General features: G+C 47.5%; 20 protein-coding genes and 1 tRNA gene. 6 read left to right on the top strand and 15 right to left on the bottom strand.

The genetic code is table 11. The annotated features are described in order from the left end of the window. Positions 1 to 14: 14 nt before the first annotated feature. The gene (locus SporoP33_RS11205; protein WP_081243782.1) at positions 15 to 203 is read left to right on the top strand and encodes an SE1832 family protein; all 189 of its coding nucleotides are present in this window, start codon (positions 15 to 17) and stop codon (positions 201 to 203) included. Between the two features lie 200 nt (positions 204 to 403). On the opposite strand, the gene SporoP33_RS11200 is transcribed toward SporoP33_RS11205, so the two are convergent. Together SporoP33_RS11200 and SporoP33_RS11195 are read right to left on the bottom strand one after the other, a co-directional pair. Continuing rightward, complete coding sequence (locus tag SporoP33_RS11200; protein WP_081243781.1) at positions 404 to 949, bottom strand: RNA polymerase sigma factor; 546 nt, start codon at positions 947 to 949, stop codon at positions 404 to 406. 114 nt (positions 950 to 1,063) lie between these two features. Next, positions 1,064 to 2,314, bottom strand: a complete 1,251-nt coding sequence (locus tag SporoP33_RS11195; RefSeq protein ID WP_231293239.1) for a hemolysin family protein — start codon at positions 2,312 to 2,314, stop codon at positions 1,064 to 1,066. Positions 2,315 to 2,558: 244 nt separating this feature from the next. On the opposite strand from SporoP33_RS11195, the gene SporoP33_RS11190 reads away from it, so the two are divergent. Continuing rightward, a complete protein-coding gene (locus tag SporoP33_RS11190; RefSeq protein WP_081243779.1) occupies positions 2,559 to 3,941 on the top strand; it encodes a dipeptidase in 1,383 nt (460 codons plus the stop codon). On the opposite strand, the gene SporoP33_RS11185 is transcribed toward SporoP33_RS11190, so the two are convergent. The 7 genes from SporoP33_RS11185 to SporoP33_RS11155 form a co-directional block, all read right to left on the bottom strand. Further along, on the bottom strand, positions 3,901 to 4,827 hold the full coding sequence (locus tag SporoP33_RS11185; protein ID WP_081243778.1) for a ribosomal eL19 family protein: 927 nt from the start codon (positions 4,825 to 4,827) through the stop codon (positions 3,901 to 3,903). The genes SporoP33_RS11190 and SporoP33_RS11185 overlap by 41 nt on opposite strands. A 64-nt stretch (positions 4,828 to 4,891) precedes the next feature. After that, entirely contained in the window at positions 4,892 to 5,479 is a 588-nt protein-coding gene (locus SporoP33_RS11180; protein WP_081243777.1) for a nitroreductase family protein, read from the bottom strand. A gap of 104 nt (positions 5,480 to 5,583) precedes the next feature. Continuing rightward, positions 5,584 to 6,069, bottom strand: a complete 486-nt coding sequence (locus SporoP33_RS11175; protein WP_231293238.1) for an amidase domain-containing protein — start codon at positions 6,067 to 6,069, stop codon at positions 5,584 to 5,586. Between the two features lie 45 nt (positions 6,070 to 6,114). Next, positions 6,115 to 6,843: an amino acid ABC transporter ATP-binding protein gene (locus SporoP33_RS11170; RefSeq protein WP_081243776.1), complete on the bottom strand. Its 729-nt coding sequence runs from the start codon at positions 6,841 to 6,843 to the stop codon at positions 6,115 to 6,117. A 25-nt stretch (positions 6,844 to 6,868) separates the two neighbouring features. Continuing rightward, on the bottom strand, positions 6,869 to 7,537 hold the full coding sequence (locus SporoP33_RS11165; protein ID WP_081243775.1) for an amino acid ABC transporter permease: 669 nt from the start codon (positions 7,535 to 7,537) through the stop codon (positions 6,869 to 6,871). Position 7,538: 1 nt separating this feature from the next. Next, on the bottom strand, positions 7,539 to 8,360 hold the full coding sequence (locus tag SporoP33_RS11160; RefSeq protein ID WP_081243774.1) for a transporter substrate-binding domain-containing protein: 822 nt from the start codon (positions 8,358 to 8,360) through the stop codon (positions 7,539 to 7,541). A 294-nt stretch (positions 8,361 to 8,654) separates the two neighbouring features. Further along, a tRNA-Ala gene (locus SporoP33_RS11155) sits at positions 8,655 to 8,727 on the bottom strand. Between the two features lie 73 nt (positions 8,728 to 8,800). Between SporoP33_RS11155 and SporoP33_RS11150 the strand changes: the two genes are divergently transcribed. Then, entirely contained in the window at positions 8,801 to 9,817 is a 1,017-nt protein-coding gene (locus SporoP33_RS11150; RefSeq protein WP_081243773.1) for a DUF2804 domain-containing protein, read from the top strand. Positions 9,818 to 9,925: 108 nt separating this feature from the next. After that, complete coding sequence (locus tag SporoP33_RS11145) at positions 9,926 to 10,384, top strand: YusW family protein (protein ID WP_081243772.1); 459 nt, start codon at positions 9,926 to 9,928, stop codon at positions 10,382 to 10,384. 61 nt (positions 10,385 to 10,445) lie between these two features. Here SporoP33_RS11145 and SporoP33_RS11140 read toward each other — a convergent pair whose 3' ends face one another. The 3 genes from SporoP33_RS11140 to SporoP33_RS11130 form a co-directional block, all read right to left on the bottom strand. Then, positions 10,446 to 12,248, bottom strand: coding sequence for an ABC transporter ATP-binding protein (locus SporoP33_RS11140; protein WP_081243771.1), 1,803 nt, complete (start codon positions 12,246 to 12,248; stop codon positions 10,446 to 10,448). Then, positions 12,200 to 13,966, bottom strand: coding sequence for an ABC transporter ATP-binding protein (locus SporoP33_RS11135; protein WP_081244841.1), 1,767 nt, complete (start codon positions 13,964 to 13,966; stop codon positions 12,200 to 12,202). Before SporoP33_RS11135 ends, SporoP33_RS11140 begins: the two co-directional genes overlap by 49 nt. Positions 13,967 to 14,035: 69 nt before the next feature. After that, positions 14,036 to 14,983, bottom strand: coding sequence for a DMT family transporter (locus SporoP33_RS11130; protein WP_081243770.1), 948 nt, complete (start codon positions 14,981 to 14,983; stop codon positions 14,036 to 14,038). A 127-nt stretch (positions 14,984 to 15,110) separates the two neighbouring features. Between SporoP33_RS11130 and SporoP33_RS11125 the strand changes: the two genes are divergently transcribed. Continuing rightward, positions 15,111 to 16,763 carry a sensor domain-containing protein gene (locus SporoP33_RS11125; RefSeq protein WP_081243769.1) on the top strand — a complete coding sequence of 551 codons (1,653 nt, stop codon included), beginning with the start codon at positions 15,111 to 15,113 and terminating at the stop codon, positions 16,761 to 16,763. 315 nt (positions 16,764 to 17,078) lie between these two features. Here the strand turns inward: SporoP33_RS11125 and SporoP33_RS11120 are convergent, their stop codons facing one another. Both SporoP33_RS11120 and SporoP33_RS11115 read right to left on the bottom strand, forming a co-directional pair. Continuing rightward, the gene (locus SporoP33_RS11120) at positions 17,079 to 19,169 is read right to left on the bottom strand and encodes a beta-propeller domain-containing protein (protein WP_081243768.1); all 2,091 of its coding nucleotides are present in this window, start codon (positions 19,167 to 19,169) and stop codon (positions 17,079 to 17,081) included. Positions 19,170 to 19,467: 298 nt separating this feature from the next. Then, on the bottom strand, positions 19,468 to 20,640 hold the full coding sequence (locus tag SporoP33_RS11115; protein WP_081243767.1) for an aminotransferase class I/II-fold pyridoxal phosphate-dependent enzyme: 1,173 nt from the start codon (positions 20,638 to 20,640) through the stop codon (positions 19,468 to 19,470). 153 nt (positions 20,641 to 20,793) lie between these two features. Here SporoP33_RS11115 and SporoP33_RS11110 point away from each other — a divergent pair, with 153 nt between their 5' ends. Next, positions 20,794 to 21,675, top strand: a complete 882-nt coding sequence (locus SporoP33_RS11110; protein WP_081243766.1) for an SDR family oxidoreductase — start codon at positions 20,794 to 20,796, stop codon at positions 21,673 to 21,675. Between the two features lie 165 nt (positions 21,676 to 21,840). Here SporoP33_RS11110 and SporoP33_RS11105 read toward each other — a convergent pair whose 3' ends face one another. Next, positions 21,841 to 23,034: an acyl-CoA dehydrogenase family protein gene (locus tag SporoP33_RS11105; protein ID WP_081243765.1), complete on the bottom strand. Its 1,194-nt coding sequence runs from the start codon at positions 23,032 to 23,034 to the stop codon at positions 21,841 to 21,843. Positions 23,035 to 23,042: the final 8 nt, after the last annotated feature.

Here is a 23,042-nt window from a genome sequence, read left to right as displayed (position 1 = left end):
TGGAGTTTTCCCGTATGACAAAAGATCAGCTGGAGCAAGAGATTGCAGAACTCAAGATGGACTATATCAGTCTGCAGGGCGATGTGGAGAAGCTGGAGTCAACCGGTCATGTGAAGATGATCGAAAACGCCGAACGCCGTCTTGCCCGTATGGAAGAACGGCTGTCAGAACTGAATAAGCAGCTTGCAGAAGCGACGGATTAACAGGCACGACCTCCATTATTTAGATGATGGAGGTCGTTTTTTGGTTTGCAATGGGTTAGTCCAGCCGTGCAGAATTTTGTATTCTTTGCAGGTGTTTTCTGCACCGCTCCTTGCCATGCTGCTTAGCGTTTCTTAGTATATGCATGGGAGTCATCTTTGTACGCTGTGCCTCATCAAAAAAAGCCCACAAGGCAGTGGGCTTAGGCTATTACGTATTCTTGTGCTGCTTCGTCTTGTACGAGCATCTCTTTCAGATACTTCTTTGCGCGGAACAGGCGTGATTTCACCGTGCCGATTGATACACTCATCAACCCGGCAATTTCCACGAGCGAATACTGGTTTACGTAGAAATATTCGATCGTTTTTCGGTAGATGCCATCCAGCTCGCTGATTTTCTGCTGCACCAAAGAGGAAATATCGCTTTGTTCCATCAATTCTGCAGGTGTTTTTGCATTGCTGGGAACCAAATCAAGAATCGGAACGTCTAATGTATCAGGCTGATTCATCACGTATTGGCTGTGACGCACATTTTTTCTGTAGCGATCACGGAATGTATTCATGCAAATGGTTGTCAGCCAAGCCTTCATACGGTTGACTTCACTCATTTCACCGCTGTAGCGTACGACTTTCACCCACACGTCCTGCATAAGATCTTCCGCTTCTTCTTTATTGCGGGTTAATTTTAGACATAAATGATATATATAGCGACCATACTCTTCGTATAATGCGTTCAAGTCCGTTTTCATAAGCAAGTACCTCCGTTTTGTAACTGGTACCCTTATTATGACTGACACACATTATTTGAACTATCGCTTTCTCTTTCAGTAACCTTACAATTATGTAAGGTTACTTGACACCTTCTATGCTTCCACGGCTTCTTCCTGCTCTTGCTGTTTCGTAATTCTTAATCGCGAAATACGTGCTCTGTCCATCTCCTCGACTTCAAACAACAGTGTATTATAGTTGAACCATTCTCCTTCTTCTGGAATATGGCCCACCTCCTGAAATACAAAGCCGCCGATGGTATCGTGGTCTGTCGGCAGTTCGACATCGAGCAATTCAATGACATCTTTAATATCCAGACGCCCTTGACAGATCAAACGGTTTTCTTCTTTCTCAAAGACCATCGAATCTTCTTCTACGTCTGTTTCGTCCTCTATGTCCTGCCCAATCATTTCTTCAATAATATCTTCCTGCGTGACGATTCCGAGCGTTCCGCCATATTCATCAAGCACAATCGCCATATGTTTCTTCTGCGTCAGCATCCGTTTAAATACGAGTTCCACACTGGCGGTCTGCACGACAAACAGCGGCTGGCGGTCAATCATATCTCCAAACGTCCGTTCCGGAAACATGGACCATTCGATGAGCATTTTAGAATAAAAAATACCGACGACACGGTCGATACTTTCCTCGTATACAGGATATCGAGTATAGAAATATTGCAGCACGACGTCACGCACATCTTCATACGTCGAATCCATAGAAAGTGAAACAATATCTGTCCGGTGTGTCTGCATAACATCCATGACATCTTTATCGCGGAAGTCAAGCACGCCTTTCAGACGAATTGATTCATCCTGTCCGAACGTTCCTTCAGTCGAAGCAATATCAACCATGGAACGCACATCTTCTTTCGTCAGTGTTGCTTCTGTCACAGCACCTTTTGAAATCAGACGCACGAAGAAGTTCGTAAACAGCGAAAGAATCAAAGTCAATGGAATCAATAATTTCACAAGCACCGTAATAGGCGGCGCGACGATATAAGCAATCCGGTCCGCAAATGTCGCGGCGATGGTTTTCGGCAATACTTCGCCAAATATAATTAGGATGACAGTCAATATCCCCGTCAGTAATCCGATGCTCAATCCTTTATCGATCGCGATCATCGTCACAATCGTCGGCATCAAAATATTCACGACATTATTGCCGATTAAAATGGCCGTAATCATACGATCCGGCTTTGAAATCAATTGTCTTAACTTAACAGATTTTTTATCTCCCTGATCCGCGCGCAATTGTATTTTCATGCGATTGACGGCAGTCAGAGCGGTCTCGCTCCCCGATAAAAAAAAGGACAAGAATAAACATAGTCCCAGTGCAATAAACAATTGCGTCTCCTCCAGCATTTCCTCATTTATTTGTTATCAGTCATGGTAATCCGTTCATAATCATTCAATACTTCTTATTGGGTTATTATATCATAAATATAAACCGTGCCGCTAATACTATATACAGATTAGACGCTCACTTTTATCATTTGGTTCCCTTTCCCGGAAGCGTCTAAACCTTACGGCGCACGAACTTCTGCTATAATGTGGAATAGAAAACAGTCCAGAGAAAAGAGGGTTTGCAATGACTTCATTACAATCATTGGATCAATATTTTACAGATCACCGCGACCGCCACTTGAAAGAGCTGACGAATTTCCTCGCGATTCCGAGCATTAGCGCATTATCAGAACATCAGCCGGATATGCAGAAAGCAGCGGAATGGCTCGCAAATGAATTCGAAAGCATCGGACTCGAAAACGTCTCGATTGAAAAAACAGCGGGACAATCTGTTGTCTACGCCGACTGGATGCACGCGGAAAACCAGCCGACTATCCTGATTTACGGCCATTATGATGTACAGCCTGTCGATCCGCTTCATTTATGGGAGACGCCTCCATTTGAAGCAACTATTCGTGATAATAAATTATATGCGCGCGGAGCAAGCGATGATAAAGGGCAAGTGTTTATGCACAGCAAAGCAATTGAAGCGCTGATGAATGTCGAAGGGAAACTGCCCGTCAACGTCAAATTAATTATTGAAGGTGAAGAAGAAATCGGCAGCCCCAGTCTGGAAGAATATATCCGAAATAATCAGGACAAATTGGCAGCGGATTTCATCGTCATTTCGGATACCGGCATGTATGCTCCCGGACAGCCTGCGATTTGCTATGGACTGCGCGGTTTAGCAGGCGTGCAAATTGACGTTAAAGGACCTAAAGGAGACCTGCACTCCGGTTTATACGGCGGCGGTGTTCAAAATCCTATTCATGCACTCGCTGAAATTCTGGCTTCATTCCGTGATGCGGAAGGCACGATCGCAATTGACGGTTTTTACGATCAAGTACGCGATCTGACGGAAGAAGAACGTGCAGGCTGGGCAGCTCTTGATTTTGATGAAGAAGCCGTCAAAAAGGAAGTCGGCGTCAAAGAATTGACTGGCGAACCGGGTTACACTTACACAGAACGTACGTGGGCGCGTCCTACGCTCGAAATCAACGGGGTGTTCGGCGGATTTTCGGGGGAAGGCATTAAAACCGTCCTGCCGTCAGAAGCCGGAGCAAAAATTACATGCCGTCTCGTTCCCGACCAGGAACCTGATGAAATCGTAGAAAAACTGCGTGCTCATATTGCAAAACATGAACCCGTTGGCTGCGAAGTGACAGTGACGGAGTTCGATAAAGGGAAGCCTTACCTGACGCCCTATGACCACGAAGTAATCCAAGCTGCCGGAAGGGCTTATGAGCAAGTTTACGGCGTGCCGACTGTCTACACACGCGGCGGCGGCTCCATCCCAATCGTAGCGGCATTCGATGAAATTCTTAAATTGCCGGTCGTACTAATGGGATTCGGCCTGGACACCGAAAACTTCCACGCACCGAATGAACATTTCCACTTGGAAAACTTCGATAAAGGACTGCGCGTAATCAGCAGTTATTATGGAGAGATTGAAAAGCTGGGGTTATGAGCGGATGCGGGGATGGATTGAGCGCGGGCAGAGGGGCATTGAGCGCTTGGCCCGATGCATTGAGCGCGAGCGAGGGGGCATTGGGCGCTTGGCCTGACGCTTTGAGCGCGGGCGAGGGGGCATTGAGCGCTTGGCTCGACTCATTGAGCGCTTGCCGAAGGACATTGAGCGCGGGCGAGGTGGCATTGAGCGCTTGGCCCGACGCATTGAGCGCGAGCGAGGGGGCATTGAGCGCTTGACCTGGCGCATTGAGCGCGAGCGAGGGGGCATTGAGCACTTGGCCCGACGCATTGAGCGCGAGCGAGGGGGCATTGAGCGCTTGGCTCGACGCATTGAGCGCAGGCGAAGAGGCATTGAGCGCTTGACCTGGCGCATTGAGCGCGCGCGAGGGGGCATTGAGCGCTTGACCTGGCGCATTGAGCGCGCGCGGAGAGACATTGAGCGCTTGGCCCGACGCATTGAGCGCGGGCGAAGAGACATTGAGCGCTTGGCCCGATGCATTGAGCGCGAGCGAGGTGGCATTGAGCGCTTGGCCTGACGCATTGAGCGCGAGCGAGGGGGCATTGAGCGCTTGACCTGGCGCATTGAGCGCGAGCGAGGGGGCATTGAGCACTTGGCCCGACGCTTTGAGCGCGAGCGAGGTGGCATTGAGCGCTTGGCTCGACGCATTGAGCGCAGGCGAAGAGGCATTGAGCGCTTGACCTGGCGCATTGAGCGCGAGCGAGGTGGCATTGAGCGCTTGGCCTGACGCATTGAGCGCGGGCGAAGAGACATTGAGCGCTTGGCCCGACGCATTGAGCGCGGGCGAGGTGGCATTGAGCGCTTGGCCCGACGCATTGAGCGCTTGCCGAAGGACATTGAGCACGTGGCCCGATCCATTGACCACGCAACCCATTTCCCCTATACAAAAACAGGCTGCTCCTATTTTTAGGAGCAGCCTGTTTCATATTTTATTCCTCTTCTTCGTCGCTGCCAAAATACGTGATGATTTCTTCAACTGGCTTACGGGGTGCAGCTTTAGGCAATGAATCAAAGTAGCCGAACTGCAGCATGCTGATGATACGCTCCCCTGCCTGTACACCCAAACGTTCACGGAACTTTGGATGATCAATGAACGGCGGCGTTTTCCAGCACGTCCCTATCCCTTTATCCCATGCAAGCAATTGAATATTCTGGATCAGTGTGCTGGCTGCTGCATAATCCTCCAGCCGCTCTTTTTGGCGCACGTCTTCAGGGACGATGACGAAAACAGCTGCACTGGCAGTCGAGAATTTCTTCATTTGTTTTTCAAGATCCTCGTCAGAAAGCTGTTTCCAATTTGCAACACCGAACTCCTTTAAGACGTCCAAAAGCTGTTCATACTGTCCGCCTGTTGCGACAATCATACGCCAAGGATTACGGTTTCCGTGGTTTGGTGCCCAAACGGCATCTTCTATGATTTCCGGGATGATCTCTGGTTCGATCGGCTGTCCGTTAAAGTTCTTGATAGAGCGCCGTGTGACAATGGCCTCTCTCACCGATAATGCTTGTTCATTCACACTCAACCTTCTCCTTTGCTATAAGTATCTGCTACCTAGTATACCCTAACTTGGCAGTCTGTTGCTAGAGGCTATGAGAAGCACTTTGATGCAGAGTTGGCTAATTATGAGAACTTATCATTCACTTTGAAGAAAATATATTTCGCATTCGGCGAGTATGCATAGGAATCCTTATAATCCCACGTTCTGTGATAGGCGTTATACGTATGTGCATTGACGAGAGACATATCCCCATCTTTCGCTGTCACAATGGTCGTATGATCGAATCGTCCGTCGCCCTGAAAATCATAACAAATGAGATCACCGATTTGCAGTTCCTGCGGCGTGCCCACTTGCCTTGCCGTCAATCCTTTCGTGGAAGTCGCTAAATACCAGCGCATGGAGTGTGCCGTGGTGAAACTGAAACTCCACGTGCCTTTGTACATCCACCAGCCCTTTTCACGATTCGGTGCTCCATGCATCGGTGCCCCGCCCGCTAATAGACATTGTGAAATATAGTTCGTGCAATCATCATCAAAACTCGGAAAAGCCGGATTTCTGCTGTCCCACCATTTATCTGCATAACGTACTGCCGCCTGACGGTCGTACAAAAAAATCCCTCCCTGCCACATCATATGACAGAGGGGGACGTTCAATTAATGCTGAAGCACTTTTGATAAAAAATTTCGGGCCCGTTCCGTATCGGGATTGGTGAAAAACTTCGCAGGCGGTGCCTGTTCGACGACTTTGCCGTCTGCCATGAAAATAATTTCATCACAAATTTCTTTGGCAAATCCCATCTCATGCGTGACGACAACCATCGTCATACCATCTTCCGCCAATTTACGGATCGCATCAAGCACTTCTGTGACCATCTCCGGATCGAGTGCCGACGTCGGCTCATCAAACAGCATGACTTGAGGATCCATCGCAAGTGCCCGGGCAATTGCAACACGCTGCTGCTGCCCGCCTGACAACCGGTTTGGATAGGCATCGAATTTATCGCCCAGACCTAGGGAGGTCAACAATTCCCTGCCCCGCTCTTCCGCAGCACTTTTGCTTATCCCTTTGACGTTGATTGGTGCCAGCGTGACATTTTGCAGCGCCGTAAGGAATGGGTAAAGGTTAAAACTTTGAAAGACGAAACCGATCTCGGTACGCGCTTTATTAATATTCACTTTTTTATCATGGATAGAAACTCCGTCTACAACGATTTCTCCGCTGTCGATCGGCTCCAGCGCATTAATCGTGCGGATCAGCGTAGATTTTCCTGCCCCGCTCGGACCAATGACGGCCACTACGTTCGATTTAGGTATTTCCAGCGTGACGTCCGTCAGCACCTGGTTCATACCAAATGTTTTAGTAACATGTTTGATAGAAATCATATCCGGCACTCCTTCACATCAGACTTCATGAATTTTCTCTGGCTAATAATTTTTGTTCGATTGCGCGAATAATCATGGACAACGTGAATGTCATCGCAAAGTAAACGAAGCCTATGAATGTCCATATTTCTATGGAACGCATCGTAGTGGCAACCAGGTTCTTTGCGTTCAGCGTCAATTCCGTCGCGCCGATGACCGAGATCAAAGACGAATCTTTAATTAGCATGATGAATTGTGAAGCAAGCGGCGGCAGAACCCTCCGGAACGCCTGCGGCAGAACGATCAGGCGCATTGCCTGCCAGTAGGTCATACCTGACGAACGGGCAGCTTCCATCTGACCTCTTGGCACACCCTGTATTCCTGAACGAACGATTTCTGCAATAAAGGCGGCAGTGAAGACAGCGAGTCCGATAATCGATGCCCAGTAGGAACCGAGTTTTAAAAATTGACCGAGTACAAAGAAAATCCATATCAGCAGCACCAGCAACGGCACGCCGCGCATGACTTCTACATAGGCTGAGGAAAGAATACGGATGAATCTATTGCGGGAAATTCTGCCCATTCCGATAATAATCCCGAGCGGAATGGCCAGCAATAATGCAATCGCCGAAATTTCAAGTGTTTTCAGCGCCCCTTCAATAAAGATATCCATATTTTGCGATATTACACTGAAGTCATATTCATAGCCGCCCATATTACTCTTCCGTTACCTTATCTAGCCAGTCGCTTTCTTCAAACCAGCGATTTCTTGATTCCAGTTCTTCCGGGCTGTCAACGTAGCTGTATAAGAATGAATTCAACCATTGAATGGTTTCAAAATCATTTTTCTTCACTGCGATCCCCAAGTTTTCAGCGGACAGCAAGCCCTCAAGCTGATGAACTTTTCCTTCATGCTCCAGGCGCCATACTGCGATAGCAGGTTCGTCATAGACGACTGCATCTGCCTGCCCTGACCCCATTGTAGTTGCGGCCAATGGGAAATCTTCAAAATCTACTACTTCTGCATTTTTAAACTGGGACTTTGCCAGCAATGCACCTGTAGTTCCGATGCCTACAGCAATTTTATTGCCCTTTACGTCAAGCTCTTCCCAAGACTTAATGCCTTTGTTTTCAGCTGGCACCATGACCGCCTGGCCTGTTTTGTAATAAGGATTCGACATGCTCATTGACAGTGCGCGGTCTCCGCGAATCGTCATACCTGCGATGACCATATCGACTTCACCTATCTGCAGAGCCGGTCCTAAGCCGTCAAATGCAAATTGCTTAAATTCTACTTCTGTATTCAACGCTTCTCCTACTGCATTTGCCAGATCGATATCGTACCCGATAAATCCGCCTTCTGTGCTTTTCATTTCAAAAGGGAAATAACCCGGTGCAATTCCGACAACCAACTTTTTGTTGTCTTTAATATTCTTCAACGTAGATTTTTCTGTTGAACCTGCTCCCCCGCTGTCATTGCTGCAGCCTGCAATAACTAATGCCAAGATCAGCAGCAGTGCTGAAACCATCTTCTTCATACATTTCCCCTTCTTTCGCTCTGTTAGTAAAAATCTTCTAAATTAAAACAATTATAAGTTATCGCCAAGCGCCTGTCTACAAGTATATGAATATGATTACTTCTGCTTCAATATACGGCTGGCACTTGTAACTTTTAATATCTCTGTTATTTAATATACGTTATAATGAATAAATATACAATAGCTAATAGTTTTAATGCAGACAAGCAGGGGGTATTTATGTATAGAAAAGTTCTTTCGAAATAAAAAGCAGCGGTCCCTGAAGATTTCCTTCAAGAACTGCCGCTAATTGTATGGAGCATAGGGGGCTCGAACCCCTGACCTTTGCACTGCCAGCGCAACGCTCTCCCAGCTGAGCTAATGCCCCTTGGTTCTGGTACAATATAAAGTATAGCAACTGAACGGCAAAAAGACAATAGGCAAGAAAGGCGGTAAAGATCATGCAACATAAAGAGAACGAATTAACCGAGACTGTTCCGCTCTGTGACGCCAGAGGTTCTCTGAATCCAGAATCTATTGGATATGCGCGAAAACCTCTAGTAACAAGCAATCTAAAAGGCCGTTTCATGAAAAAGAAACGCTGGAATCATTGGTGCATTTACGGAGAAGACGTGATGTTGACTGCCGCGATTGTCCACCTTGACCATAAAGCAATTTGCCTGATTTACATACTGAACTACGAAACCCAGCGCTTCTATGAAAAACATGTAGCACTGCCTTTTTCAAGACGCGTCAAAATGCCCGAAGAGGCGCTCGGCAATATCAAATTTATACATGACGATTTAACCGTCCAGCTCGTTCATATGCAAGGTGAAACGCATCTATCTATCGTCATTCCCGATTTCGATAATGAACTGCTGCATGCTGACCTGCATATCATTCATCCGGAAAAAGATGAATCATTAAATGTGGTCATACCTAAAAACCGGGATGACTTTCACTTTACATCCAAACATACGATTTTACCGACGGGCGGATACGTGCGGATGGGCGATCGCCGATATGACTTTAATCCTTATTACAGCTTTGCAGTCTATGATTATGGACGGGGTATATGGAACAGCCAAACAAATTGGGATTGGGCGATGGCTTCACAACGGACAGGCGGCAAGCGGGTTGGTTTGAATTTCGGGGGCTCATGGACGGACGGCACCGGTTTGACGGAAAATGCGGTATTCATTGAAGGCGTGATGCATAAAATTCATGAAGACGTTCTGTTTAAGCGCGATAAGGAGGATCCGAAGAGTCCGTGGAAAATCATGACAAAGTTTTCGGATGACATTCAGTTAACGTTTAAACCCTTTTTCCAAAAATCCACACTCGATCATTATCTCGTGCGCAAAATGTCCGTGAATCAATCCGTCGGTTATTATCATGGAAAAATCCGTTTGCCTTCGGGACAAGTATTGCCAATCCGCCAATTGCTCGGTTCTATTTTGGAGCGGAAATATCACTAATATATTCTTACATCCATTCCATTTCCTCATTTGTAAGGCTAACTTGGTTTAGAGAGCCGCTTTTCAGGTGATAATATAAGTACCATATCTATAGAAAGGGTGGCTCTCATGTCATTTATGCGAATGATATCTATTGTAGGCTTTTCATCTATTTTAATTCTCGGCGGATGTTCTTCTAAGGATGAAGCACCGGATAATGATGATCCCGCACTAGGTTATGAAGATGAAGATAAAGGCAGTACAATGAACACGGGTGACGGTTACGGCTTCACGGACTTTGATTTGACAATCAAGAAAGATGATAAGAAGATCGAAACGGATTATGAAGACGTAAAGCCTTCCGATGCGGAGTATGTCAATGAGTTCCAAGAAGTGGATCTCGAAGGTAATGAAGCGATTGACGATATGCATAAAATGTTTATGGAAATTTTAATTGACAGCGAAACGACAGAAGAAGAAGCCATTGACAGGATCTTGCAGTGGTACGGACTTGATGACTATGATGAATTCAAGCTGGATGTAGAGTTTACCGACGACAAGTCTCTCCATATTGATAATAAGAAATAATACAGAAAAGCCATTTACCCGAAGTGCGGATAAATGGCTTTTTTCTGCGGATTTACAAATTTCATTCATCATGATGCAGCATGCCATAAAATACACCTTTTTGTTTCAGCAGCTGATCATGGCTGCCGGATTCGATGAGCTCCCCGTCTGCCAGTACATATATTTTGTCCGCCTGTCTGATTGTGTTCAGGCGGTGAGCGATGACGAAGCTCGTTCTGCCCGCCATGAGACGCTCCAGTGCTTCCTGAATAGCAAGTTCGGTTACCGTATCAATGCTGCTCGTTGCTTCGTCCAGCAGCAGCAGGGCAGGATCAGCGACCAGCGCCCGCGCAATGGACAGCAGTTGTTTTTGGCCTTGCGAAATTTGTTCACCGCCCGCTGTAAGGACAGTATCATAAGCTTCCGGCAGTTTGCTGATGAAAGTGTGAGCATTGGCTTTCTTTGCCGCTTCTATCACTTCCTCATCTGTTGCATCGAGTCTGCCGTAGCGGATGTTTTCGCGCACAGTAGCTTCAAACAGAAACGGATCCTGCAGAACAAATGCCATCTGGCTGCGGACAGTTTGACGCGGCAAATCATTGATTGGGATGCCGTCAAGCAAAATCTGTCCGCTGTCGGCATCATAGAAACGTGACAGCAGTTGCATCACGGTCGTCTTCCCTGCTCCTGTCGCACCGACGAAGGCTGCGGTTTCTCCAGGTTTTACATGGAAGCTGAGTCCTCTAATGACGGCTTCTTCTCCATAGCCGAATGTCACGTCTTTAAACTTCACGTCGCCTTGCAGCGTTTCCGTCAACTGTACAGCTTCATCTTTTTCCACAGGCTCATCCATAATTGCAAAAACCCGCTCGGCACCTGCAATCGCAGACAGCACCGTATTAAATTGATTGGCAAGATCATTGAGCGGACGGGTGAATTGCCTTGCGTACTCACTGAAGATGACGATCGTCCCGACAGTTACGCCGCCGTATCCAGTCACCGCGAGCAATCCTCCGACACCTGCTACGATCGCAAATGACATATTGTTCAGCGTGTTCATGACTTTCGGTATGAACCCTGAGTATGTCTGCGCCCAGAAGCCCGCCGTGCGGAGAGATTCGCTTTTCTGCGCGAATTCGCTGATGACATTCTGTTCCTGCGAAAATGCTTTTACCACACGCTGACCCGAAACCGTTTCTTCAATCATGCCATTTAACTCGCCGAGCGCCCGCTGCTGCTCTTTGAATAAAACGCCTGTGCGTCTCGTGATCCAGCGCATCGCAAAGAACATCAGCGGCACAATAATCATCGTCAGAAGCGTTAATAGCGGACTGAGATACAGCATAATAGACAGCGTGCCGATCAATGTCAGCAGACTTGAAAACACTTGGATAAACGAGGAGTTCAGTGTCTGGCTGACATTCTCAATATCATTTGTCACCCGGCTCATCAGTTCACCGTGCTGCCGTTTATCGAAGAAACGGATAGGCAGCTTCTGCAAATGACCGAATAACTGTGTACGCAGGCGATAGACTGTCTGCTGCGCAATACCGACCATCCAGTAATTCTGTAAATAGGTGGAGACTGAAAACCCTGCATAGATGAGCAGCAGCAAACCGATCTGCACACCCAGCCCGTCCGTTTTCTTCGGAATGACAAAGTGATCGATAATAGTTCCGATCATAAAGGGACCGGCAAGCGCAAGAGCAGAACTGATGAAAACAAGCGCAAGTACAGTAATCAGTAAACCCCGCTGCTGGTCGATCAGCCGCCAGATTCTTGCGAGCACTGATTTCCAATTGCTTGCTTTCTGGATTTTTTTGCGCTGTACTTTGGTCAGGTCCTCTTTTCTAATAGCCGGTTCATAGCCGAATGGTTTTCGCATGATGCACTCTCCCCCTTCTGTTGTGATTCTGCAATTTCACGATAAAAAGAAGAGGATTCGAGCAGTTGTTCATGCGTGCCATGGCCGACAATTTGTCCGTCAGAAAGCAATAGTATTGCATCGGCAATTTGCGCAGTCTGAATCTTTTGCGTGACAATCAGCATCGTCGTATCTTCTTCCCGCAGCGCTTCCCAAAGTGCTGACTCTGTGTTGACATCAAGCGCGCTCGTGCTGTCATCCAAAATCAGCAAAGACGGCTTGCGGATCAATGCCCGTGCAATCGACAGGCGCTGCTTTTGTCCGCCCGATAAATTCACGCCGCGCTGACCGACACGCGTTTGATAACCTTCTGTAAACCGCATGACAGATGAGTGAATCTGCGCCTTTTTCGCCGCTTCTTCAATTTCATCCGAAGTGGCGTCAGGTTTGCCCCATGCCAGATTATCTGCGATGGATCCTGTAAAGAGCATCGATTGCTGCGGGACGTAACCGATCTGATTGCGCAATGTATGCAGCGGCCAGTCTTCAATTTCCCTGCCATCGACCCATACGCTCCCTTCTGTCGCGCGGAACATACGGGGAAGCAATTGCAGCATCGTCGATTTACCTGAACCTGTGGCGCCCATAATGACTAATTTGTCACCAGCCGGCACTTCAAATGTCACATCACGCAGCACGTCTTCGGCAGTTCCCGGATAGCGAAACGACACATGGTCGAAACGGACTGACACTGCGCCAGGATGAATAGCAGTTTCTGCCTCCAGCTGTTCCAATTCATCATCCATGACCAGTAACTCTTCCATTCGTTCAGACGATGCTTTGGCACGCGAGAAGATGACAATTAAAAAAGAGAACATGGAAAACGCGCTCGTCATCCTTAATGTGTAGTTGACAATTGCGACCACATCGCCGACAGGCATATCGGAGTTCCGAACTTCCTTTGCTCCAAACCAGAGTACTGCCATGAAACTGACATTCATGATAAACAGCAGGACCGGCAATATTAATTCCATTAAACGCATCGCATGGACGCTGTCTTTCTTCAGCGCGGAAGCAGCTTTTGAAAATCGTTCCGTTTCAAAAACACCGCGCAAGTACGCTTTAATGAGACGAACTGCCTGCAAGTTTTCCTGGACGAGCCGATTGACTGCGTCCAAACGGCGCTGGACCAGCCCAAATAAGCGCACTCCTTTTCTCGCCATAACAATCAGGAATACCGCCAGAAACGGTGCTCCTATCAATAAAAACACTGCGAGCTTCGGACTGACAATGAATGCCATGATGAGACTTCCAAGCACCATAAGCGGCGCACGCGCCATAATGCGCAGTCCCATGAACAGCGCATTTTGTGTAAATGTCACGTCACTTGTCAGCCGTGTAATGAGGCTCGATGTCGGAAAGCGCAAAAATGCAGCCAATGAAAGCGTCTGAACACGCTGAAACAGAGCCTGACGCAAATCAAAGCCAAAGCTTTGCGCAGCATGAGCGGCAAAATACGAATTAACGACACCCGAAAAGAGCGCCACGAAGGCAAGCGCCATCATGACACTCCCCCAAATCAGCACAGTGTTCAAATCTTCTTTCATAATTCCGTCATCTATAATTCTGCCGATCAGCAACGGCTGGATTAATTCAACCGATAGTTCAAGTAACATCAATAAAATGGCAATGAGCATCGGCCATTTATAGGGCCATGCATAACGAAACACCGTCTTCAACTGGCTCACCCCGATCTGTCTGTCCATTCATTATGTCATATAGAAAGACAGCATGTACAGACGCAAGATCTATACTTCTTCGTGATCGTATTGTTGAATAGGCTCTGGCGGCGGGGCAGTTTCCTTTTTGCGGTTACCGCCAATTGACAGCCAGACAACCCCCAGAAGCATAATGGCCGCACCGCTAATTTGCCAAATTCCCATGGCCTGGTCGAGCCAAAAGACGGAAACAATCATTGCCGTGAGCGGTTCAAAGCTCGACAGCACACTTGTTTCAACAGGCGATATGAACGTCATACTTTGCAGGAACAAAATAAAAGCAAGTGTTCCCATAATGATAACGAGCAACAGCATACCCATTGCAGGACCGTTCAGCAAGACACCCAGATTCATGAAAAACATCGGCAGATTGATGATAAACAGCGCAACCCCGCCAATGAACATGCCCCAGCCAACCACCAGCAAAACACCCCATTCCGCCATTAGGACGACGGGATACAGCGTATAAAACGTGAAGGCGAATCCGACAATAACCCCCCACACAATCGCGGACGTGTTTAATGAAATACTGGAAAATGACCCATCAGTCAATAATAAAATTAAGCCAAACAGCGCAACTGCCATGCCGATGACCTGACTGCCCGGCGGAAAGGATTTCTGCAGGATGGACAATAGAATAATGATATAAACCGGCGCAACGAACTGGAATAATGTTGCGACCACCGCATCACTATGTGCAATCGTCTGGACGAATCCAAACTGTACGCCGAGCATTCCGATGATACCGAACAGCACCATTTTACGAAGCCACAACTTCTGACGCATCGGACGTCCAATTTGTACCCCCCTCCCTTTCAGCAATAACAGCACAGCCGCGCCTGCAATCGTCAAACGCAAGATTAACATCATAGAAACTGACATCTCACTATGATCCAAAATCCACTCCATCATAGGTCCTGTAGCACCCCACAACATAGAACCTATGATAATCATCATAATTCCTTTTAGTCGCAACATTAGCCATCACCCCTATCAAAATACTTCTCATTTTAACTTTATAGTATAAAGTTCACATATAAGATATAGACACAACTGGAAATTCATTTATAATAGTTATATAGTAGAATCGGAAAGGAGTACCTCTATGAATACTATTAGCTTGCCTGAAGCGAATAAACATCATGCGTTAGTCTATAGTCTGGATAAATACCAATTAGTTACACATACAGATGGCGAAGGACTAATAACCTATGCCAATCAAAATTACCTAAATGTCAGCGGCTGGACCCCGAAACGGATTATCGGTAAATCCTTCTGGCAAATGTTTTCGGACCATCCCGAGAATCAGGTGATCGCCAATTCGATTTGGGACCGTTTGCTGACCGGCAAAGCATGGTCTGGGAAAATAGAAAAAATGACCCGTGGAGGCGAACCATTCTTTGTCAATACGCTGGCCGTTCCTAACGTGTCAAGCACCGGCGAACTGCAATCCGTCTTCTTCCTGGAGTTGGATATCACCGAAGATATCCGATTGCAGGAAAAATTGGGCGACATTGCGTTTATCGATGTGGAAACCGGTCTGATGAGCCGCCATAAATTAGAGCAAGTAGTCAATGAATCCATCGCAGCCGGAACGCATTTTTCATTCGTTTATTTGACAATCGATCATTACTTCACTATGAAAGAGCTGCAATCCCAGGAATGCGAGACGCAGCTGATCCAAGAATTCACCAATCGGCTGAAACGTTACTTCCAGGACAGCCCTATCGCGCGCATCGATACGAACAGTTTTGTTGTTCTGACAGCTTTCGGTGATTGGTATATTCAAGGTTTCTATGATTTTCTGAAACAGCAGCCGATCTACCTCAGCCGTAATGCGCAGACGCTGTCGATCAGCGGAGGAATTGTGCGTTTCCCTGAAGATCAGCAGACGTATATGCAGCTGTATACAGTGGCAATGACTGCAGCGAAAGACGTGATCAGTCAAGGGGGCGGACGAATTGCATCACTATCTGCGCAGTCACATAAAATTTTGAACCGCCGTCTGGAAATCGACCGGAAGATGCTGACGGCACTCGACCGCAATTCATTGCACGTCGCCTACCAGCCTCAATTCGATGTAGCAAGTGATCAGATTACGTGCTATGAAGCGCTTGTACGCTGGGAAGATGATGAACTTGGTGTCATCAGCCCCGATGAATTGATTCCGATTGCGGAAGAAAATGGCCTCATTGAAGAAATCGGCGCCTATGTGGCGGAAGAAGCGATGATCTTCGCGACAAAATGGCATGTTGCCGGTAATGATATGAGTATTTCCATCAACTCTTCCATTCGTGAATCGCTGAATCCCCAGTGGAAAGACCGGCTGATCTCCATCTTACATGACACAGGATGCCCGGCGGATAAGGTATATCTGGAGTTCACAGAGAAATTTGCACTGAAAGCCGAAGAAGAACAATCCGTACTGGCACAAATGTCAGAACTTCAAAGTCTCGGGCTGCAGTTTACACTTGATGATTTCGGCTCTGGTTATGCTTCACTGCGCTACTTGCAGCATCTCCCTATTTCCAGCGTCAAATTTGACCGTGTCTTCATTGATGCATTGCTGAGCAATCCAAAGACGCAAATGCTGATCGAGGGATTAATTCAGCTTTCCAAGAAATTAAACTTGTATACGATTGCAGAAGGCGTCGTCAATGAACAGCAGTTTGAATTGCTGAAAGAAATGGGCATCGACGCCATGCAGGGCCACTTCATTGGAATACCGCTTCCTGCCGAGCAAATCGAAATCAAGTAAATCACTCTACACAAGTCAGATGGAGCTCCTTTCATGCAGAAAGGGCTCCATTTTTTATGTTGCATGTTCAATTGTGGCGGTTCATCGTGCATTTGATTACAGCTTACTGTACGGGGAGTGAAAAAACAACCTTTTACGATTGCTGCGGGGGCGGTTTTGGGCGGTTAGACTGGGTGATTGAGCGCTTGGCGTGGCGGTATGAGCGCACGGACTGTGGCTTTGAGCGCTTGAGCCGGAGTTTGAGCGCGCAGGCCGTGGCTTTGAGCGCTTGCCAAATTTATTGAGCGCCCGCTCTGCCGCGCGGGTGCTGCGAACTTATTTCGCCAGTGTATCCAGTGGGGCAAAGCCGTCCAATGCATAGCTCCTTATTTCATTCACAGACACCGTGTAGACGGTATCTCCGCTATACAGCAAACGCTGGATTTCTTTTTCCCAGTCCATATAGTCATTCGTCATGCGCTCTGTCAGATCCGCCGCTTTGATAATGCCGCGCTCTGCTGTAATTTCATAAATCATAGCACCTGAACTTTGCAGATTCAGGATATCATCGTTTTTTGCTTGCTGATACACCGCGATCGGAAAGCCGAATAAATGACGCGACGGATGGATGAACAGTGCGTGATGGTCGTGCTGCACTGATGAATACGTCCCCGTTCCCCCAATAATCTCAGCGGCTTTTTCTTTCGGGTTGGTAAAATCGGTTACATCGAACAAGGAGACTTTCATCCCGCGCGTCTGAATAATCGGTGCTCCGCCCTGAGGATTTTTCTTAGCGACTGTTTCATAGCCGAAGCCGATCAGATGTCCTTCGTCAATCGGATGTAAGTAGTTGCTGAAGCCCGGAATCTTCAGTTCACCGAGCACCTGTGGATTGTGCGGATCCGCAACGTCCATCACAAACAGCGGATCGGTCTCGCGAAATGTCACCATATAAGCCTTGTCTCCGATGAACCGCGCGGAATAGATGCGTTCGTTAACAGCAAGGTCTTCGACTGACCCCACTTGTCTCATGTTCTCATCGAGAATGAATAAATGGTTTTTTGCTTTATTTTGTTCATCCCATAAATTGCCTTCCGTTGTGACTGTGCGGAAATAGCCGTCGTGTTCATCCATGGAAAATTGATTCAGAATCGAACCTTTCAGCTGCGCGGCGTTCAGAAAATGTACTTGCGTTCCGGCAAGGCCGAATTTGAAAACTTCACTGTTGCCCTGCTGCTGGTCCTGATAAAGTGTGGATGTTAAATAGATATGATCCACCGACATATAAAGCTGTTCTCCGCTGCCGAGATATGCTTTTGTTTCCGTTCCGGCTGATTCACCTGATTCCAGATCAAGTGTTGTGATGACTGAATATGACGGTTCCATCGCGCCCGGCAAAATCGAAACCTTATCCAAATTGATCGGCTGCACTGACTGGTTTGCTGCAGAATCATACACTTTCGGCAGTAACTGATCACCCTTAGGCACCTGGTCAGTGAACCAATAAAACGGCCGGTTATTCGTGATCATATAGAGATATTGACCGATTTTCCGTGTACCGATGACATAACCTTCAGCGCCGGTTTCCCGAATCAGTCTCGGGTTCGTGCGGTCCGTGACATCGTAGACCCGAATGACCGACAGCTCCTGCATCGGCATAATTTTGTCCTCTGTTGTATTCACATCCATATTTGATGCAGTCCCATCCAAATTCTTACCGCCGATCACCGCGACTTTGTTCTGATCCACATACAATTCTCTTGCCGTAAATCCATCGGGAAAATCAACGGTGCCTGCATGAACCATGCCGTGTGGATTACGGATATCAGTGATAATCAAGCTGCTTCCGTTTAACACATCGTAGAGGTAGCCGCTGTCTGTTTTGACAGTATCCGCCTCGTCAACACCTGCCACTTGCTGATTGGTTTGAGAATGATCGGCACCCCCGCCTGAGCTGGATGCTTTGTCTTCTGAAGACGACTCCACCGCGATACTTTCATCGCGGCCATTTGGTTCCACGCGCTCAAAGAATTTTTCAATTTCTTTTATAGATGTGACTGGCCGCACCGATTCCAGCACAGCAAAGGAAAGCACTTTTTCCTCCACGCGTTTCCACGTGCCAAAAACGTTGGAAGGTATGTGCAGCTCGTAGTTCCCCGGCTTCAATTCCCCTATTTGCAATGAAGTTTTATTGCTGCCATAGGAAAGCTGTGCAGGTATTTTCTTGCGATTTTCAGTCACGTAAAACATTGAGGCTTCCGCATTCTTTTTCACCGGCTGTGAGAAATAAACGGTCAGCGGCTGATTCGCAAGCACTGACTTCGTCGACGTGACACCGACTTTGGGCCAGAACAGTACGCTCAGCAATACGATAGCTGCAGCTGTTCCAATTGCGCCGCACACAATAATCCATTTGCCTTTATTCATCGTTTTCCTCTCCTCTGCTTTGCTTTATATCAAAGTAGACTGGAAAATTTTAATTACGTTACATCGAACGAAAAGTTACTGCAATTTCACTCAACTTTCTCATTGTCTGTCACCATCTGCATTACGTACCGAATGTCTCGTGCGGAAGCAACTCTCACAGTTCATTCAGCTAACCTTTTAGTTCAAGTCTGATGTGAACGGCATCGATTGTTTGCTTTTAGAAGAAGCCCTCGTTTTATTTGTGTGCTTTATCGATAAAAAAAGAAGAGCAGTTGATTCCCGCTCTCCTTGAGTGTAATTATGCAGTAACGATAGATAATTTCCCGAGCTGTTCGATCGCCTGCTCAATCAATTCAACTTTCTGTACAAGCGCAATGCGGACGTATCCCTGCCCGGCGGCACCAAAAATACTTCCAGGCACCATGACAACGCCTGCTTGTTTGATTGCTTCAAAGACGAATTCTTTGTCGTCAATATCGTAAGGATATTTTGCCCAGACGAACATGCCGCCCTCAGAAGGGGTAGTTTCCCAGCCCAGAGTTGCGAGTCCGTTCATTAACGCGCGGTGACGCTTTGAAAACTCTTCGCGCAGTCGGTCGGTGATTTCTTCGCCGTGATCAAGCGCGACAGCCGCCGCTTCCTGGATCGGGCCGAATGTGCCGTAGTCGAGATTTGATTTCAATTCACGAAGCACTTTCAGCATATTAGCGTTGCCGACGAAGTACGCAATGCGCGCGCCTGCCAGACTGAAACTTTTCGACAGCGAATTGATTTCCATGCCGACTTCCATAGCACCCGGCGTCGTTAAGAAACTCGCCGGACGGTCCCCAGTGAAATAATACTCCGAATACGCCGCGTCATGAAGCACGATAATACCGTGTTTTTTCGCGAATGCAACGACTTCTTTGAAAAATGCTTCACTCGGCATGGCGGGCACTGGATTGCCCGGCAAGTTAAGGATTAACAGTTTCGTCTTTTTTAGGACGTCTTCCGGCACGTTATTCAGATCCGGCAAGAACCCGTTTTCGGCAAGCAGCGGCATGTAGTACGGCACAGCACCTGCCAGTTTGATCCCTGCATCATACGCAACGTAGGCAGGATCAGTTGTCAGGACATAGTCCCCTTCATCGCAAAAAGCAAACGGCAAATGCACGAGTCCTTCTTGGGAACCCATCGTCTGCAGGACTTCCGTGTCTGGATCAATGACGACACCTGTACGTCGTTTATAATAATTTGCGACAGCTTCATGGAACCGCTTCGTCCCCCCAAGTGTATAGCCGTAAGATGAAGCCAAAGCACTTTGCTCAGACAGCACCTGCCGAACGCGCTCGTCAGGCGGAAGATCCGGACTGCCGAGACTTAAATCGACGACCGCAGCGCCTGCAGCTCGTTTTTCCGCTGCAGCTGCTTTCAGATCACCGAAGATCGCGGGTGAGAAGATGGACATTTTTTTGGAAGGTTGAAAATTCATGAAGACACGCTCCTTAGCTGTTATAGAATAGTTAATAACTTTAGTATATCACGCAAACTGCCAATCCGAAAAAAGTTTCTGCAAACAATTCGTATGTTTGTTCAAAGACTATCCGGGAATACTTTTTGTAGAATATCTAAAGGAGGACATCATGTGAGTAAAGATAAATATGAAAAAATTGATGGACAAGTTGACGGACAAACGCAATCTGAACAGCCTGGTGTGGAAAATGAAATGCACCCTGCCCCTATTTATGATGACCCTGATTTCAAAGGAGCGGATAAACTTAAAGGCAAAACGGCACTGATCACAGGAGGCGACAGCGGAATCGGCCGCGCCGTCGCAGTAGCTTATGCAAAAGAAGGCGCGGATGTTGCAATTGCCTATCTTGCTGATCAAGAAGACGAAGACGCCGATAAAACGATTGAATTAATCGAAAAATACGGCGGAAAAGCGAAAAAATATCAAACCGATGTCAGCAAAGAAGAAAACTGCAAACAGCTGATCGAACAAGTTCTGAACGATTTTGGCGGGCTTAATATACTTGTAAATAATGCAGGAAAACAGTTCCCGCAGGATACTATCGAAGATATTACCGAAGAGCAGCTGAAAGAAACATTTGAGACGAATTTCTTCGGCTTGTTCCTGCTGTCAAAAGCAGCGGTCAAGCATATGAAGAAAGGCGACTGCATAGTCAACACGTCTTCCATTACGGCTTACAACGGATCACCCGGCCTGCTGGACTATTCAGCAACAAAAGGCGCGATCACCAGCTTCACACGCTCCCTTGCGCTCAATCTTGCGGATAAAGGAATCCGTGTAAACGCTGTGGCACCGGGACCTATCTGGACACCGCTCATCCCGGCGACATTTGATGCAAAAACCGTGGCAGAACACGGCGCAGACACACCGATGAAACGCCGCGGACAGCCGGCTGAAAATGCACCGGCCTATGTATTTCTCGCTTCACAGGACTCGAGCTATATGACAGGACAGACCATCCACGTTGACGGCGGCGATTTTGTCGGATCTTGAGTTATTGCAGTGACTGTATTGGCGGCAGAGTTGCCGGGTCGCGCCATTGATCCGGGGCACCGCGACAATACAGTCAAACACCGCGCATTTATCACACTTTAAGAATTTTAAAAAGCTATCCGGAACGCCAAAAACTGGCGATCTGGATAGCTTTTACATTTACCCTCATCCCTCAAACGGCCATTTCGGCAGCATGCGATGCAGTTTCTTATCACTTCGTTTTCCCAGCACATAATCTGCTTGCATGATTGTATGAATTTCACGTGTGCCTTCGTAAATAACCGGTGCTTTGGAATTCCGTAAATAGCGCGCAACGGGATACTCATCTGAATAGCCATATGCGCCGTGAATCTGCACCGCATCGTCTGCAGCCTGATTGGCAAAATCACATGCCTGCCATTTCGCAAGGGAGGTCTCACGTGTATTACGCAGCCCGCTGTTTTTCAGTTCACCTGCCCGATATACAAGCAGACGGCTCATTTGGTAACCGGCTTCCATCTTCGCAATCATTTGCTGCACGAGCTGATGCTCCCCGATCTTCTTGCCGAAAGTTTCACGTGCCGACGCATACTCTATGCTCGCTTCCAGACAGGCATATAATAGCCCGACGGCTCCTGCTGCCACAGTAAAGCGTCCATTATCAAGCGCCGACATAGCAATTTTAAAGCCTTCTCCTTCATCTCCGAGCAAGTTCTCTGCCGGCACACGGACATCTTCAAAAAATAATTCCCCTGTATTGCCCGAACGGATTCCGTATTTTCCTTTTATTGCTTTCGACGAAAATCCGGGCATCGTCCGTTCCACAATAAATGCGCTGATGCCGTGATGCTTTTTGGATTTATCGGTATAGGCGAAAACAAGAAAATGATCTGCCGAATCACAGAGCGAGATCCAGGTTTTCTGTCCGTTTAACACATAGTCACTGCCGTCACGAACCGCGTGTGTCTGAATTGCAGAAACATCTGAGCCTGCACCTGGTTCCGTCAGTCCAAATGCACCGACTTTCTCGCCTTTTGCCTGTGGCACCAAATACTTTTGCTTCTGCTCTTCCGTTCCCCACTGCATCAGTGTCATACAATTCAAACCGATATGCACAGAAACCGCCGTTCGAAATGCCGTGTCACCACGCTCCAGTTCCTCGCATAAAATTGCCAATGAATTATAGTCCATGCCGCTGCCGCCATACTTCTCCGGTACACAGACACCCATAAAACCGAGGTCCGCGAGCCGTTTCCAAATCACCGGATCAAAGCTTCCCTGCGCATCCCACTTCGCGATATGCGGCATAATTTCGGCATCGACAAACTGCCTGGCTGTCTTTCGCAGCATTTTTTGTTCATCTGTAAATGTAAAGTCCATCTTCGTGT

It is taken from the genome of Sporosarcina sp. P33, from assembly GCF_002077155.1.
Lineage (GTDB): Bacteria > Bacillota > Bacilli > Bacillales_A > Planococcaceae > Sporosarcina.
This window is presented reverse-complemented; position numbering and strand designations above follow the sequence as displayed.

Bases quoted from the DNA above. Each gene is read 5' to 3' on its own strand.
- SporoP33_RS11105 (WP_081243765.1), bottom strand. From the start codon at position 23,034: ATGGACTTTACATTTACAGATGAACAAAAAATGCTGCGAAAGACAGCC.
- SporoP33_RS11160 (WP_081243774.1), bottom strand. From the start codon at position 8,360: ATGAAGAAGATGGTTTCAGCACTGCTGCTGATCTTGGCATTAGTTATT.
- SporoP33_RS11130 (WP_081243770.1), bottom strand. From the start codon at position 14,983: ATGTTGCGACTAAAAGGAATTATGATGATTATCATAGGTTCTATGTTG.
- SporoP33_RS11170 (WP_081243776.1), bottom strand. From the start codon at position 6,843: ATGATTTCTATCAAACATGTTACTAAAACATTTGGTATGAACCAGGTG.
- SporoP33_RS11165 (WP_081243775.1), bottom strand. From the start codon at position 7,537: ATGGGCGGCTATGAATATGACTTCAGTGTAATATCGCAAAATATGGAT.
- SporoP33_RS11150 (WP_081243773.1), top strand. From the start codon at position 8,801: ATGCAACATAAAGAGAACGAATTAACCGAGACTGTTCCGCTCTGTGAC.
- SporoP33_RS11205 (WP_081243782.1), top strand. From the start codon at position 15: ATGACAAAAGATCAGCTGGAGCAAGAGATTGCAGAACTCAAGATGGAC.
- SporoP33_RS11120 (WP_081243768.1), bottom strand. From the start codon at position 19,169: ATGAATAAAGGCAAATGGATTATTGTGTGCGGCGCAATTGGAACAGCT.
- SporoP33_RS11200 (WP_081243781.1), bottom strand. From the start codon at position 949: ATGAAAACGGACTTGAACGCATTATACGAAGAGTATGGTCGCTATATA.
- SporoP33_RS11140 (WP_081243771.1), bottom strand. From the start codon at position 12,248: ATGCGAAAACCATTCGGCTATGAACCGGCTATTAGAAAAGAGGACCTG.
- SporoP33_RS11125 (WP_081243769.1), top strand. From the start codon at position 15,111: ATGAATACTATTAGCTTGCCTGAAGCGAATAAACATCATGCGTTAGTC.
- SporoP33_RS11145 (WP_081243772.1), top strand. From the start codon at position 9,926: ATGTCATTTATGCGAATGATATCTATTGTAGGCTTTTCATCTATTTTA.
- SporoP33_RS11115 (WP_081243767.1), bottom strand. From the start codon at position 20,640: ATGAATTTTCAACCTTCCAAAAAAATGTCCATCTTCTCACCCGCGATC.
- SporoP33_RS11190 (WP_081243779.1), top strand. From the start codon at position 2,559: ATGACTTCATTACAATCATTGGATCAATATTTTACAGATCACCGCGAC.